The organism is Pseudomonas sp. JY-Q (genome assembly GCF_001655295.1).
Taxonomy (GTDB): domain Bacteria; phylum Pseudomonadota; class Gammaproteobacteria; order Pseudomonadales; family Pseudomonadaceae; genus Aquipseudomonas; species Aquipseudomonas alloputida.
Genome location: NZ_CP011525.1, coordinates 3,704,075 through 3,717,652, shown reverse-complemented (window position 1 = coordinate 3,717,652; position 13,578 = coordinate 3,704,075). Strand labels below are relative to the sequence as shown.

13 protein-coding genes are annotated in these 13,578 nt (G+C 63.7%); 7 read left to right on the top strand and 6 right to left on the bottom strand.

Annotated features, from left to right (window positions below; genetic code table 11):
• Window positions 1-65: 65 nt before the first annotated feature.
• The gene (gene argC / locus AA098_RS16860) at window positions 66-1,007 is read right to left on the bottom strand and encodes an N-acetyl-gamma-glutamyl-phosphate reductase (RefSeq protein ID WP_064614796.1); all 942 of its coding nucleotides are present in this window, start codon (window positions 1,005-1,007) and stop codon (window positions 66-68) included.
• 156 nt (window positions 1,008-1,163) lie between these two features.
• Between argC and AA098_RS16855 the strand changes: the two genes are divergently transcribed.
• Window positions 1,164-2,042 carry a LysR family transcriptional regulator gene (locus tag AA098_RS16855; RefSeq protein ID WP_003256039.1) on the top strand — a complete coding sequence of 293 codons (879 nt, stop codon included), beginning with the start codon at window positions 1,164-1,166 and terminating at the stop codon, window positions 2,040-2,042.
• 66 nt (window positions 2,043-2,108) lie between these two features.
• Here AA098_RS16855 and AA098_RS16850 read toward each other — a convergent pair whose 3' ends face one another.
• Window positions 2,109-2,759 (bottom strand): TIGR04211 family SH3 domain-containing protein, encoded by a 651-nt coding sequence (locus AA098_RS16850; RefSeq protein ID WP_003256037.1) that lies wholly within the window; start codon window positions 2,757-2,759, stop codon window positions 2,109-2,111.
• 271 nt (window positions 2,760-3,030) lie between these two features.
• Between AA098_RS16850 and AA098_RS16845 the strand changes: the two genes are divergently transcribed.
• Entirely contained in the window at window positions 3,031-4,374 is a 1,344-nt protein-coding gene (locus AA098_RS16845) for an OprD family porin (RefSeq protein WP_064614795.1), read from the top strand.
• Between the two features lie 185 nt (window positions 4,375-4,559).
• A complete protein-coding gene (locus tag AA098_RS16840; protein WP_003256035.1) occupies window positions 4,560-5,039 on the top strand; it encodes a VOC family protein in 480 nt (159 codons plus the stop codon).
• 80 nt (window positions 5,040-5,119) lie between these two features.
• Here the strand turns inward: AA098_RS16840 and AA098_RS16835 are convergent, their stop codons facing one another.
• Entirely contained in the window at window positions 5,120-6,865 is a 1,746-nt protein-coding gene (locus tag AA098_RS16835) for a BCCT family transporter (RefSeq protein ID WP_003256034.1), read from the bottom strand.
• Between the two features lie 315 nt (window positions 6,866-7,180).
• Here AA098_RS16835 and AA098_RS16830 point away from each other — a divergent pair, with 315 nt between their 5' ends.
• The 4 genes from AA098_RS16830 to AA098_RS16815 all read left to right on the top strand — a co-directional run bounded on the left by AA098_RS16830 (window position 7,181) and on the right by AA098_RS16815 (window position 9,394).
• Window positions 7,181-7,498 (top strand): hypothetical protein, encoded by a 318-nt coding sequence (locus AA098_RS16830; protein ID WP_003256033.1) that lies wholly within the window; start codon window positions 7,181-7,183, stop codon window positions 7,496-7,498.
• A gap of 8 nt (window positions 7,499-7,506) precedes the next feature.
• Complete coding sequence (locus AA098_RS16825; RefSeq protein ID WP_003256032.1) at window positions 7,507-7,707, top strand: DUF1289 domain-containing protein; 201 nt, start codon at window positions 7,507-7,509, stop codon at window positions 7,705-7,707.
• 49 nt (window positions 7,708-7,756) lie between these two features.
• The gene (locus AA098_RS16820) at window positions 7,757-8,398 is read left to right on the top strand and encodes a LysE family translocator (RefSeq protein WP_003256031.1); all 642 of its coding nucleotides are present in this window, start codon (window positions 7,757-7,759) and stop codon (window positions 8,396-8,398) included.
• Window positions 8,399-8,605: 207 nt separating this feature from the next.
• Window positions 8,606-9,394, top strand: a complete 789-nt coding sequence (locus AA098_RS16815) for an ABC transporter substrate-binding protein (protein WP_003256028.1) — start codon at window positions 8,606-8,608, stop codon at window positions 9,392-9,394.
• 69 nt (window positions 9,395-9,463) lie between these two features.
• On the opposite strand, the gene AA098_RS16810 is transcribed toward AA098_RS16815, so the two are convergent.
• From AA098_RS16810 to AA098_RS16800, 3 genes are read right to left on the bottom strand one after another with little or no spacing between them, the layout of a single operon-like run.
• The gene (locus tag AA098_RS16810) at window positions 9,464-10,807 is read right to left on the bottom strand and encodes a cytochrome c (RefSeq protein ID WP_060546357.1); all 1,344 of its coding nucleotides are present in this window, start codon (window positions 10,805-10,807) and stop codon (window positions 9,464-9,466) included.
• Window positions 10,808-10,825: 18 nt separating this feature from the next.
• Complete coding sequence (locus AA098_RS16805; protein ID WP_060538063.1) at window positions 10,826-13,081, bottom strand: molybdopterin cofactor-binding domain-containing protein; 2,256 nt, start codon at window positions 13,079-13,081, stop codon at window positions 10,826-10,828.
• Window positions 13,081-13,536, bottom strand: coding sequence for a (2Fe-2S)-binding protein (locus AA098_RS16800; RefSeq protein ID WP_003256023.1), 456 nt, complete (start codon window positions 13,534-13,536; stop codon window positions 13,081-13,083). The genes AA098_RS16805 and AA098_RS16800 overlap by 1 nt, the downstream gene beginning before the upstream one ends.
• Between the last annotated feature and the right edge of the window lie 42 nt (window positions 13,537-13,578).

The following is a 13,578-nucleotide window of genomic DNA, read 5'->3' as shown; positions in this document are numbered from 1 at the left end:
CGGCGGATGAGAATACGACCCGCGCTGTGTTGGCGCGGGTGTACAGTCTAACCGGTTTTGCCGCATCAGCCGTGTGCCTGTAAGGCACCGAGCATCAGGTCGAGGTTTTGCACGGCAGCACCAGAGGCACCTTTGCCCAGGTTGTCGAACACTGCGGTGAGCAGTACCTGGCCATGCTCGGGGTTGGCGTACAGCGCCAGGCGCAGGTCATTGCTGCCGTTCAATGCCTCGGGGTCGAGGTTTGCCGCAGCGCCGCCCTGATGCAGAGGCATCACCTGAACATGGCGGGCACCCTGGTAATGCTGTTCCAGGCAGCCTTGCAGCTGCGCGGCGCTGACCTGTCCAGGCAGCAGGCGAAGCTGCAGCGGAATGCTCAGCACGATGCCTTGGCGGTAGGCGCCATAGCCGGGCATGAACATCGGCCGCGCCGACAACCCCGCGTGCTGCTGGATCTCCGGTACGTGCTTGTGCGCCAGCTCCAGGCCATACAGCTGTAGCGCCGGCGCTTTGGCGGCGCCGGGCTGTTCGTGCCGCTCGACCGCCGCGCGACCACCGCCGGAGTAGCCAGACACGGCGTGGATGTTCAGGGGGTAGTCCGCAGGCAGCAAGCCAGCCTTGACCAGTGGGTGCAGCAGCGCGATGGCGCCGGTGGGATAGCAGCCGGGATTGCTGACACGCGTGCTTTGCGCGATGCGCTCGGCTTGCTGTTCGTCAAGCTCCGGCAGGCCATACACCCAGCCTGGTGCGGTGCGGTGCGCCGAGCTGGCGTCGATCACCCGCACCTGTGGGTTGTGGATTGCGGCCACGGCCTCGCGGGCGGCGTCGTCGGGCAGGCACAGCAGGGCGATGTCGGCGCTGTTGATCGCTTCGCGGCGGCGTTGCGGGTCCTTGCGCTCGGCCTCGGGGAGGGTCAGCAGGCGAAGATCGCTACGGCCCTGCAGGCGGGCATGGATCTGCAGGCCTGTGGTGCCTTGGTCGCCGTCGATGAAAACAACAGGGGTGTGCATGCTCGGGGTCCGGTTGGGGAAAGATAGCCTATGCTCGCCCGTAGCGTTGGTAGTGAAAATTTGAATATGATGATCGATACATTCAGGTTTTCTGAATGAGTTTTGAAACGCGTGGTGAACCTGTGGGTTTACCCGCAAAAGGGCCGGCTCTGAACAATGCGCGAAATCAGCCTCGACCGCCTCCGCACATTGGTGGTCATCACCGACCTGGGCTCCTTTGCCGAGGCCGCCCGCCAGCTTAACCTGGCGCCGCCCACCATCAGCTTGCACGTGGCCGAGTTGGAGGCGCGTATCGGCGCCCCGTTGCTCACCCGCACCCGCGGCCAGGTGCGGCCTACCGTCATCGGTGAAACACTGCTGGGGCGTGCCCGACGCCTGCTGGCGGACGCTGACTTGGCGCTGGACGAAGTACGCCGGCAGGTCGAAGGGTTGACCGGGCGTGTGCGGCTGGGCGCCTCCACCGGTGCCATCGCCCATTTGCTGCCGCAGGCGCTGGCGCGCCTGCGTGTGGAGCACCCGGGGATCGATGTGCAGGTTCAGGTGCTGACCTCCCAGGCGTCGCTCGCGCGCTTGCGTGAGGGCACGCTGGATATCGGCCTTGTGGCCTTGCCGCAGGTGGCCGGCAAAGGGCTGACGGTTACCCCCTGGCGGCGCGACCCGATCCTGGCGTATGTGCCGGCCGACTGGCAGCCACCGGCCAGGATCACCCCGGCCTGGCTGGCGCAACGGGCGTTGATTCTCAACGACAGCACCACCCAGCTGTCGCGGGTTACCGGCGAGTGGTTTGCAGCGGCGGGGTTGTACCCCGAACCGCGGATCGAGCTGAACTACAACGATGCGATCAAAAGCCTGGTCGGCGCCGGGTATGGAGCGACCTTGTTGCCGCAGGAGGGGGAAGCGACCGAACTGGACCGGCGCATTGCCCGCCGACCGCTGCGGCCGGGGTTGTGGCGGCAGCTGGGTATTGCTTGTCGGGAAGGGCAGGTGGAGCGGGCCACGGGGTATGTGCTGGAGGCGCTGGAGCGGTTGCTGTAGGGGCGATTGCGCTGCGGCAAGACCTGTGGCAGGTACGCACGTTCCAGCCCCGACGCCTTGCCAAACTCAGAACCAGCGATCGTTCTTCTTGCGCCCACGGGTCAGTGCCGGCAGGATCAGCCCCGCCAGCAAGCCTGCACCGGCAATGCTGCCGCCATACACCATGTAGCGCATCATCACCTGCTTGTTCTCATCCCCCAGGCGGGCCTGGGTATCGCGCAGGTCCGACTGGCTCTGATCGAGCTGCTCGTTCAGTGCCTTGTTGCGTGCCTCCAACTCGTCAATCAGCTGCTTGCGCGAATCAAGCGTTTCCTGCATGCCCTGTACGCGGTTCTTCCAGCTTTCATCGATGGTCTTCAACTGCCCGGTCAGTTCGGTGACCTGGGCATCGAGCAACGGCAGGCGCTCGTTCTGCCCGGGCACTGCCTGCAGGTCGTTGCTGAGGATCCACACCACATCGCCGTTCTGCCCGCGCACCTGGCTGTAATTGCCCTGGCTGCCGAGCAGGGTCAGCTTCTGCCCGGACTTGAGCGTGCCGACAATGCGGTGCCCGTCGGTCGGGCCGCTGCGCACGTAGGTGCTCAGGCTGTCACTGACCCAGCGTGCGTCGCTGGCAGGCTCTTCGGCGTGCACGGGGGCGGCCAGGCCCACCAGGGCGGCAATCAGGCCGATGCGCAGGGCAGGGAGGGCGGAAGCATTTGGGCGGGAATCGGGCATGTTGGGTCTTCGCTGAAACAGGACAAAAAGTAGGCCCGGTGACTGGGCCGATGAACCGGTCGGTGAGTTGACCGTCAGCGAAAGACCGTTTTTTTGTCAGCAGGTTCACTGCCTAGTGTCGGAAATGTCTGCAGAATGTTGCTGTGCCCGCCCCAGAGCGCTGCGTTGCCGATGACGCAATTGTAATGCGCCGATCACCTTGGCGTTATCTGCCGGCCGTCAATCTTGGCCCGCCGACATAACAACAAATGCGACGTTCAAGGAGCATCGGATGACGTGCAGATCACCCCTGACACTGGCTGCTTGCCTGGCGCTGGCCGGCGTTGGCAGCCAGGTTGTTGCTGCAGAAAAAAGTGCGGACGGCTTCATGGAGGGCAGCACCCTCAGCGTGCTTAACCGCAACTTCTACTTCAACCGCGATAATCGCGATTCTGTGGCCCCCACACACAACCCGCGCAAACAACCTGACAACGGCTACTCCGAGGCCTGGGGGCATGCCGTGATTAGCCGATTCGAGTCGGGCTTCACCCAGGGCACCGTAGGTGTTGGCCTGGATGCGTTTGCCATGCTTGGCCTCAAGCTCGACACTGGCGGCGGCCGCAACGGCGGGCGCAGTTCTTTCGACGTATTGCCGGTTGACCGCAACGGCCAGGCACGTGACGAATACACCAAGGTGGGGGGCGCGGCCAAGCTACGACTGTTCGACACGGTACTGAAGGTGGGGGATGTGTTCCCGGCCAACCCGGTGGTGGCGGCTGGCGACTCGCGGCTGCTGCCGGAAAGCTTCCGTGGGGTGACCCTGGAGAACACCAGCATCAAGGACCTTACCCTGCAAGCCGGGCGTCTGCATGCCATGAGCCAGCCGATGTCCAGCGACCTGCGGGAGAACTTCGTGACCTTCTATGGCGGCCCGGTCGATTCGCCCTGGATCGCCTATGGTGGGGGGGATTACAGGCTCAATGAGCATGTCAGCGTCAGCCTGTTCAGTAGCCGGCTCAAGGACGCGTGGAACCAGTACTACGCCGGCACCAGCCTGAGCTGGCCACTGAGCGAGGCGCTGGCGCTGATTGGCGGTTTCAACTATTACAAGGCTGTGGATGAAGGGCAGCAGCGCCTGGGCGCCTTTGACAACGACATCTGGAGCGCCAAGCTGGGTGTGCGCTTTGGTGCTCACACCCTGGCCCTGACGCACCAGCGCAACAACGGCGACGACGACTTCGACTACCTGCGTCAGTCCGACTCGATCTTCCTCGACAACTCCATCCAGTACAGCGACTTCAACGCGCCCAAGGAGCGTTCGTGGATGCTGCGTTATGACCTGAACATGGCTGCCTACGGCGTACCCGGGTTGTCGTTCATGACACGCTACGGCAAGGGTACCGATGCTGACTACTCCAATGCCAACGCCACCTACATGCGCCGTGACGTTGCGGGCAACCCGCTGACCGACCAGAAACGCTGGGAGCGTGACATCGAGGTGAAGTATGTGGTGCAGACGGGCGCGGCCAAGGACCTGTCGTTGCGGGTTCGCCAGGCCACCACCCGGGCCACGGCGTTCGAGTCGGACCTGGACGAAGTGCGGCTGATCGTGGAGTACCCGTTGTCGATTCTGTGATTCCACCTTGGCAACCTTGTTGCTCCTTTGGTTTAGGTGGATTTTCTGGCGCTCCGCTTGGGGCGCTTTTTTTATCGGCTTGATCGCCTATCAATCCTGCATTTGCATCAGGTGGTCAGGTGCTACCGGTACGCCGGGGCTATGGGGCTAGACTCAAGGCTCACCTTCGATCGTGGAGCAAGACCATGACTGCCAAGAACACCGTCTGCCTGTGGTATGACCACGCTGCCGAAGAGGCGGCGAACTTCTATGCCCGAACTTTCCCCGATAGCCGGGTGGTCGCTGTGCACCAGGCACCCGCCGATTACCCTTCAGGCAAGCAGGGCGATGTGATCACCGTGGAATTCACGGTAATGGGTATCCCGTGCGTGGGGCTCAATGGTGGATCGGCCTTCAAGCACTGTGAGGCATTTTCGTTCCAGGTCAGTACCGTGGACCAGGCAGAGACCGACCGCTTGTGGGAGGCCATTGTCGGCAACGACGGCGAGGCCAGCGTTTGCGGCTGGTGCAAGGACAAATGGGGGATTTCGTGGCAGATCACTCCACGCATCCTCATCGAAGCCATCGGCCACCCCGACCGTGCGGCGGCCAAGCGTGCGTTCGAGGCCATGATGCAGATGGGCAAGATTGATGTGGCGAAGATAGCGGCGGCGCTAAAAGGTTGAAGCGGGTCTGTGTTTCAGCAGGCGCGGCCTCGAATCGCGAACGGGCTGCGTGGCAGCCCGTGGTTTTCGGGTTGGCGCCGTCAGTTGCTGGTTACTTCGGCCTCTGCCGCTGTCTTGGCCGATGCCTTCTTCTCCTGCACCACAATGTAGAACTCCTCCCCATGCTTCACCGCACCATACAGTACGGCCTTCTCGATCAGCTCGTTGCCGCGCAGGTGGCGCAGCATCATCGGGTCCTTGCGCAGGTCGCGGTACAACGCCAGGCATAGCAGCACCATCACCACCACGAATGGCAAGGCCACGACGATGGTCAGGTTCTGCAGCCCGGTCAGCGCCTCGCCAGGGTTACCTGGGTCGCCGATCGCCAGCATGATCGCCGCCACCGTACCGGTCAGCGTCCCCCAGAAAATCACTGTGCGTCGCGATGGCGCGGTGGTGCCGTGTTCCGACAGCGTGCCCATCACCAGCGAAGCGGCGTCGGCGCCCGAAACAAAAAAGATGCCCACCAGGATCATCACCAGCACCGAGGTTGCCGAGGCCAGCGGGTAGCTGTCCAGCAACTGGTACAGCGCGTGATTACTGTTGACCGCCCCGTTGGCCAGCTGGAAGGCGCCCTCGCGCACGGCCTCGATGGCGGCGCCACCGAAGATGGTGAACCACACCAGGCTGACCAGGCTTGGCACCAGCAGCACCCCGGTAACGAACTGGCGAATGGTGCGCCCGCGGCTGATGCGGGCGATGAACATGCCCACGAAAGGCGTCCAGGAGATCCACCAGGCCCAGTAAAACACGGTCCAGCCGGCCAGCCAGCTGTTCATCTGCTCGCCGCCGCTGGCGTTGGTGCGGGCCATCATTTCCGGCAGCATCTTGATGTAGATGCCGAGCGAGGTCGGCAGCAGGTTGAGCATCAGCAGCGTCGGCCCGACCATGAACACGAACACCGCCAGCACCAGTGCCAGCACCATGTTGGTGTTGGACAGCCACTGGATACCCTTGCCGATGCCCGACACCGCCGAGGTTACGAAGGCAATGGTCAGCAGGGTGATGATCGAGATGTAGAACAGTTTACCGGGGCTTTCGATCCAGCCGTTGTATTCCAGGCCGCCGGCAATCTGCAGCGCCCCAAGGCCCAGCGAGGCGGCCGAGCCGAACAGCGTGGCGAAGATTGCCATCATGTCGATCAGGCGGCCGAGAGGGCCGTTTGCGTGCTTGCCGATCAGTGGTCGGAAGGCGGCGGAAATCAGCTGCGAGCGGCCACGGCGGAAGGTGCCGTAGGCGATTACCAGGCCGACGATGGCGTACATGGCCCAAGGGTGCAGGGTCCAGTGGAACAAGGTGGTGGCCATTGCCACCTGCATCGCTTCGCTGGTCTGCCCGCTGGCCGAGCCGGGCGGCGGCGATATGTAGTGCGACAGCGGCTCGGCCACGCCGAAGAACATCAGGCCGATGCCCATACCGGCGCTGAACATCATTGCTACCCAGGATACCGTGCGAAATTCTGGCTGTTCGCCATCACGGCCCAGCGGCACTCGCCCGTAACGGCTGGCGGCCAGCCACAGCACGAACACCACGAACAGGGAGGAGGTGAGCACGAAGAACCAGCCGAAATTGAGAATGACCCAGGATTGCGCGCTGGAGGCGCTGCTGGCCAGGCTGACCTGGTTGAGGAAGCCCCAGAGCACGAAGGCGATGGCCAGAAGGCTGGTGAAACCAAAGACAATCCAGTCAAGCTTGCCCTCGAAATGCCGGTCCTGGCGGGCTTCTGCGGTTTTCGAGGGGTCTGTGACGCCAAGATCGAGTGTTTCGGGGATGTGTTCCTTTGCCATGTATGATGAGGCCCCATTGTGTCTGCCTGAGCGCGCAGGCTTGTTGTTGTGTGGGCTGCCGAGCGCGATGACGGCCTCGGCGGGGTGGATTGCTGGCGGGATTATCCTGCGCAGCAAATGGCGGCTCATGTCCCCATAACGTCCTGGGGCGTCCATTACGCGACTTGGCAAATACTTTTAGTTCTGGGGGCAGTGGCCCTTTCTGCCTCGGCTTCTGGTACCCTGATGGGCATAACCCGGGCCCGCACATACGAGCATCGTAGAAGCGCTGCTGCTTGTGGGCCTGGCCGCACCAGGAAACGGAGATTCGTCATAATGGCCACTGACCGTGTGAGCCTGATTCATTTCGATAAATTGAGCATGAGCCCTGCCGCTGCCGATCGGTTCCAGAAAGCCCTCGACGCGCTGGAAGCGCTCAAGCTGCAGGACCGTTACGTGTATCTCATTGCTCCCTATCTGGGTGATATCGCTGACGCCTCCGACGCCGAGCAACTGGCCACAGCCCTCGAGCAGGGCTTGCGCGTAGTCGAAGAGTTGCTGGCAGCCAGGTCGGTAACCAAGGTCAAGGCCGAGGAAGTGCGCCAGGTGTTCCACAGCGCAGGCGAACGTGCGCGTGCAGAGCTGCCTGGCTGAGCAGTTGCATGGCCAAAGACATCGACAACCCCTGCGTCTCGTTATGCCAGCTCAACAGCGAACTGTGCGTGAGCTGCGGCCGTACCCGTGACGAAATCCGCAAGTGGCGGGGCATGAAGCGGCCCGAGAAAATGGCCACTGTGCAGCGGGCGGCGACGCGAATGAAGGCTATCGCCAAGAAGGCGGCCAAGCGGCAGAATGCCAGCTGAACCTGCGTGCAATTCACGCAGCCTTTCCTGATTGTCTGCCGAGCCTGAAATGGATTCTCACTCGCTGTTCGCGTTCACCCTGGTCGCCGCCATCGCGATCGCCAGCCCCGGCCCTGCCACTTTGATGGCTATCAACAACAGCCTTGCCCATGGCCAGCGCAGCGCGATCTGGTCGTCGCTGGGCAATGGCACGGGCCTGTTCTGCTTGTCGGCTGCGGCCATGCTGGGGCTAGGCGCACTGCTGGCCAGTTCTGAAGTACTGTTCAATGCCGTGAAGATCCTGGGGGCGGGCTACCTGTTCTACCTGGGCGTGCGACAACTGCTGAAGAAGAGCCCGATGCTGGAGCAGGGGGCCGCAGAGCGTGCGGCCAAGGTGCGACCCGCGCCGCTGAAACTGTTCAAATCGGCCTTCCTCACTGCAGTCACCAACCCCAAGGCGACCATGTTCTTTACTGCGCTGTTCCCGCAGTTCATCGACCAGGGGGCTGCGTTGTTGCCGCAGTTCCTGACCTTGACCGGGATTTTCGTGGCCTTGTCGCTCACTTCGCTGAGCGCGTATGCCGCCTTGGCTGCGCGGGCCAAAGGGGTGCTGACCCGGCCGTCGCTGTCGCGCTGGGTGAACCGGGTGGTGGGCACCACCTTTATCGGTTTCGGCGCGGCGATCCTGGCGATGCGACGGCAGGGTGCCTGAAAAGCCCACGTTGTCGCCTGCTGTGCAGGCCCTTACTGTCTGCCCTCCGGCAGATTTTTCAACTGAACGATGAAACGCTCGTCTGCGGGTTGCTGATGGTCCAGACTGTCCACAGCGCGCAGACGATAGCTGCAGGCGGCCACAGTGGGTGGCAGCCTTTGGCTATCACGCCGGGTCGCCGGGTGTTTCATGTGCCGAGGGTCGTAGATGATCGAGCGTTGCTTTCGCCACGTCTTGCTCCTGGTGTGCCTGTCACTGCTGCCCCTGGCTGCGGTGGCGGATGATGCATGCTTACGGCTGACCGCCACAGGTAACCCGGAATACCCCCCCTACCTGTGGCGCGACCCGCTAAACCCTCAACGATTGATCGGTGCCAATGCCGACCTGCTCAAATACGTGGGCAAGCAGTTGGGGCTGGACATAGAGGTGGTTTACGCCGGGCCGTGGTCGCGAGCCCAGGAAGCCGTGCGCACTGGGCGGATCGACTTGATGGCCGGGTATTTCCTGACCGAGGCGCGCCGGCAGCATGTGGACTTCATCGCCCCGCCATTTTTGCGCACCCCCAGCGTCATCTGGGTGCGCCAGGACAATGCTTTTGCCTACCAGCAATGGGCCGACCTCAAAGGCCGCAAGGGTGGCACTCTGGTCAACAACAGCCACGGCCAGCAGTTCGATGAATACGCCCAGGCCAATCTCACCCTCGAAGCGGTGCCCAGTGCCAGGCAGGCGTTCGAGAAGCTGATGCACAAGCGCAGCGATTATGTGGTGTACGAGCAGTATCCTGGCATGGCGCTGGCACGCACATTGGGCATCGCAGCCACTGTGCAGGTGTTGCAGCCACCGGTGTCCAGCGAAGGGTTGTACCTGGCAATCTCACGTGAGTCGCCCTGCAACCGGCCACCGCTGCGTGAGGCGCTGGCGCGGGAGATGGCGAAGATCGTTGGCGGGGCCTTGCCCGAACAGTGGTTGAAACAGAATCTGGAGCGGTGGCAGTGACAGAGTGGCTCATGTGCTGCGCGGTCTTTGTTGGGGGCAGCCTCGCGTCGGTACATGTGCCACTCCAATTCAACGCATATGCAAGATGATAGGGCTGCTGCTGGCCGGGTCGGTATGCCCACGCAGCTTGCCTACCGCCTGCGCATCCACCGCACCACCCTGGTTGCCCCAGGCCGTACGCACAAAGCTGAGCACGTCGGCAATCTCCTGATCACTCAGCTGTTCGCGCAAAGCCGGCATGCGATAGGCGTCCGGCACCCCTGCAGCCACCACCCGCTGCGAACCATTGAGCGTGATATTGATTGCCGAGGCGCTCTCCTTGGCCAGTGCCGAGGTTGCCCCGGCCAAGGGCGGCATCCATTCGGCCTGGCCCTTGCCGTCCAGGCCGTGGCATGACGCACAGCGTGTCACGTAGGTGCGCGCTCCTGGGCTGTCCAACCGCGTCGCTAGCGATTCGGCCTGGTATTGCCAGGGTGCGCCGTCACGTTGAGGGTCGCCGGGCAACGACTTCAGGTAGTGGGCGATGGCGGCCAGGTCGTCGTCACGCATGAATTGCGTGGAGTTGTTGAACGCCTCGGTCATCGAACCATATACCACTGCATGCCGGTTGCGCCCGGTCTTCAGGAACTGCGCGATCTCGGCCTCGCTCCAGCGCCCCAGCCCGGTGTTGTGGTCGGCACGCAGGCTGGGTGCATACCAGCCGTCGAGCAGTGCGCCGGACAGGAACGGCTTGCCGCTGTCATCCAGCGCCTTTTCATTGAAGGCCAGGCCGCGTGGCGTATGGCAACTGCCGCAGTGCCCGGGGCCCTGGACGATATAGGCGCCACGGTTCCACTGTGCATCCTGCCCGGCCTTGGCGGTGTAAGGCGTGGTGGCGGCGAACAGGCCGTTCCACAAGGCGATGGGCCAGCGCAGGTTCAGCGGCCAGGGGATGTCGCTGGCCAGGTTGGCCTGCCGCGCCGGTTGCACGCCGTGCATGAAGAATGCATACAGCGCCTTGACATCATCATCGCTGAGCTTGGCGTAGGACGGGTAAGGCATAGCCGGGTACAGGCGTCGGCCACCCGGCGCGACACCCTGGCGCAAGGCGCGGTCGAAGTCAGCCAGGGTATAGTTACCGATACCGCTGTCGCGGTCGGGGGTGATGTTGGTGGCGTGGATTGCCCCCAGCGGGGTGGCCATTTCCAGCCCGCCGGCGAACGGTTTGCCATCCGGCAGGCTATGGCAGGCCACGCAATCACTGAGCCGGGCTACGTATTCGCCGCGGCTGACCAGCGCTGGGTCGGCAGCAGTGGCCTGTGCATCGGCAAACGGCGATGCGGGTTCACGGGTGACATACCAGGCCAGCAGGCCCGCCGCGACCAGGCACGGCAGCGCCAGCCAGCCAGCGGTTCTTGCGAAACGATGGGTCATGAGGCGTCCCTTGTGCGATCAGCTGAAGGTGTGGCGGCTCAATGGCAAACTGCGCACGCGCTGGCCAGTGAGCTGCGCGACCGCATTGGCCACGGCAGGGGCCACGGCGGGCAGCGGTGGTTCGCCGATGCCGCCCATCTTCGCCCCGCTTTCGATGATGCGCACATGCACCCGGGCCATGCGCGAAGGCGGCAGGATCGGGTACAGGTCATAATTGCGCGCGCGCGGCTTGCCATCCACGTACACCGCTTCTTCCACCAGCGTCTGCGACAGGCCCAGGGCGACAGCGCCGTTGACCTGATGCTCGATGATCGCCGGGTTGACGATGCTGCCTGGGTCGATGGCTTGCCAGATGTCGTGCACCCTGACCTGGCCGTTGTCGATGGAAACCTCGGCAATGACCGCAGCCTCCGAGCCGAACGGTGAGGCCATGGCCACGCCGCGTGCGCGCTTGCTGCCATCCTCGGCGGTGAACGGTCCGCGCTTCCAGCCGCCGGACAAGTCGGCCACTGCGTTCAGCAGGTTGGTCAGTCTCGGGTTGTCGCGCAGCAGGTGCAGGCGCAGTTCAAACGGGTCCTTGCCACCTTTGTCAGCCAGTTCGTCCAGGAATGATTCGTAGAAGAAGTCGTTCAGCGAGTTACCGACCGAGCGCCAGTAACCGAGCATGGCCGGGCCTTTGACATAGATCTGGGCAATGCGCTTGTTGGCGATGGCGTAGGACTTGCCTGACAGCCCCTCAAGCGCGGTCGGGTCGATCTTCTCCCCTTGTTTTCCAGCAAGGGCCTCGGTTGGGCCCTCGGTGGCGCTGACCGCTTCGAGCGCCACTGGCATACCGTCTGCGTCCAGCCCGGCGCGGAACTTCACCACTGCGACGGGGCGCAGTACATCGCGCAAAAACTCCTCCTCGCGGCTCCAGATAAGCTTCACCGGCCGGCCAACCGCTTTGGCCAGGGCAATGGCCTGCGGGTAGGGGTTGGCAGAGTCGTACAGGAAGTGGCGGCCAAAGAAGCCGCCCAGCAGCGGCGAGTGCAGGTTGATTTGTGCAGGCTCCAGGCCGGTGCGTCTGGCAATGTCGTCACGGAACATGTCCGGGGCCTGGTTGGGCAGCCAGACGTCGAGGCTGCCGTCCGGGTTGAAGCGGGCGAGGGCGGACGGTGGCTCCAGCTGGGCATGGTTCAGGTACTGGTTGTGGTAGCTGGCCTCGACCTGGGTCTTGGCGTTGGCCAAGGCGCCGGCAATATCCCCTTCGTTCTCTTCATCACGGGATGGCCCTTGCACCGTCGCGAGGTGTTCGCGCCAGGCGTCGCTGGAAAAATCGGCCGGCATCGGTCGCACTTTGCTGTCGGCGGCCGGTTCTTTCCAGTCCACCTGAATCGCTTCCACTGCACGCTTGGCGTGCCACCAGCGCTCGGCGACCACAGCCACGGCGCCTGGCAGCTTATGCACAGAATGTACGCCTTTCATGGCCTTGACCTGGTCTTCGTTGCGCAGGCTGCCAACCGTCATGCCCAGGCGCGGCGCATGTTGCACGGCAGCGTGGAGCATGCCGTCGACTTTGATGTCGATGCAGTACTGGGCCTTGCCGGTGGACTTGTCGTAGGCATCCAGGCGGCGTACGGGCTTTCCAATCCAGCGAAACTGGCTGGGGTCGCGCAGCTTGACGCTGGCCGGGTCGGGCACCGGCAGGTCCATGGCGCGACCGGCCAGCTCACCGTAGGGTACGGAACGTCCGGTCGTGGTATGTACTACGTTACCCGGTGTGGTAGAAAGCTCATCGACCGGTACACCCAGGTGTTCGGCGCCCGCCTGCAGCAGCATGCCCCGGGCGAGCGCGCCCAGACGGCGCATGGTGGGGTAGCTCATGCGCACCGACATGCTGCCACCGGTGATGCGCATGCCGTTCTCCATCACCACGTAGGCTTCGCCCGGTGGTGCGCTATCGACCACGAAATGGGCCGGGTCGACATCCAGCTCTTCACCCACGATCTGCGCCATGGCGGTGAAAGGGCCTTGCCCGCCCTCCATGAAGGGGCTCAGCAGGCGCACCGTGCCGTCCGGGCGAATCTCCAGAAATGCAGGCACCTGGGTGCCGCGTTCCGCAGTTGCCGCAGCGGCGGCTGCTGCCTGCACGCGGGCCGAGCCCATGGGCAGGCCGAAACCTAGCACCAGGGCACCGACTGCGGTGCCGGCAAGAAAGCGCCGACGTGACAGGTTGACCGTTTCGCCCCGCTGCAGCCTGAGCAGTTCGACGGGTGTATCGACTGGCGTGTTCATCAGGCTTGCTCCCCCTGGGCCAGGTCATGCACGGCGGCATGGATGGCGTTGTAGGTGCCGCAACGGCACAGGTTGACCATGGCTGCATCGATCTGCGCATCGCTGGGTTTGGGCGTGTGCTTGAGCAGCGCCGTGGCTGCCATGACCTGGCCAGACTGGCAATAGCCGCATTGAGCCACCTGGTGCTCGACCCAGGCGGCGACCACCCGTTTGCCGACGGGGTCGGCTTCGATCGCCTCGATGGTGGTGACCTCACGCCCCACCACACCGGCCACCGGGGTAACGCAGGCGCGCACCACATTGCCGTCCACCAGCACCGAACAGGCGCCGCACTGGGCCAAGCCGCAGCCATACTTGGTGCCGGTCAGCCCCAGGTCATCGCGGATTACCCACAGCAGGGGCGTGTCGGCGTCCGCCTCGACCTGATAGGTCTTCTGGTTGATGCGTAGTTCCATGGTTTCACCTGCCCGTCACGGTTGTTGTCGCTGTGTTTTATC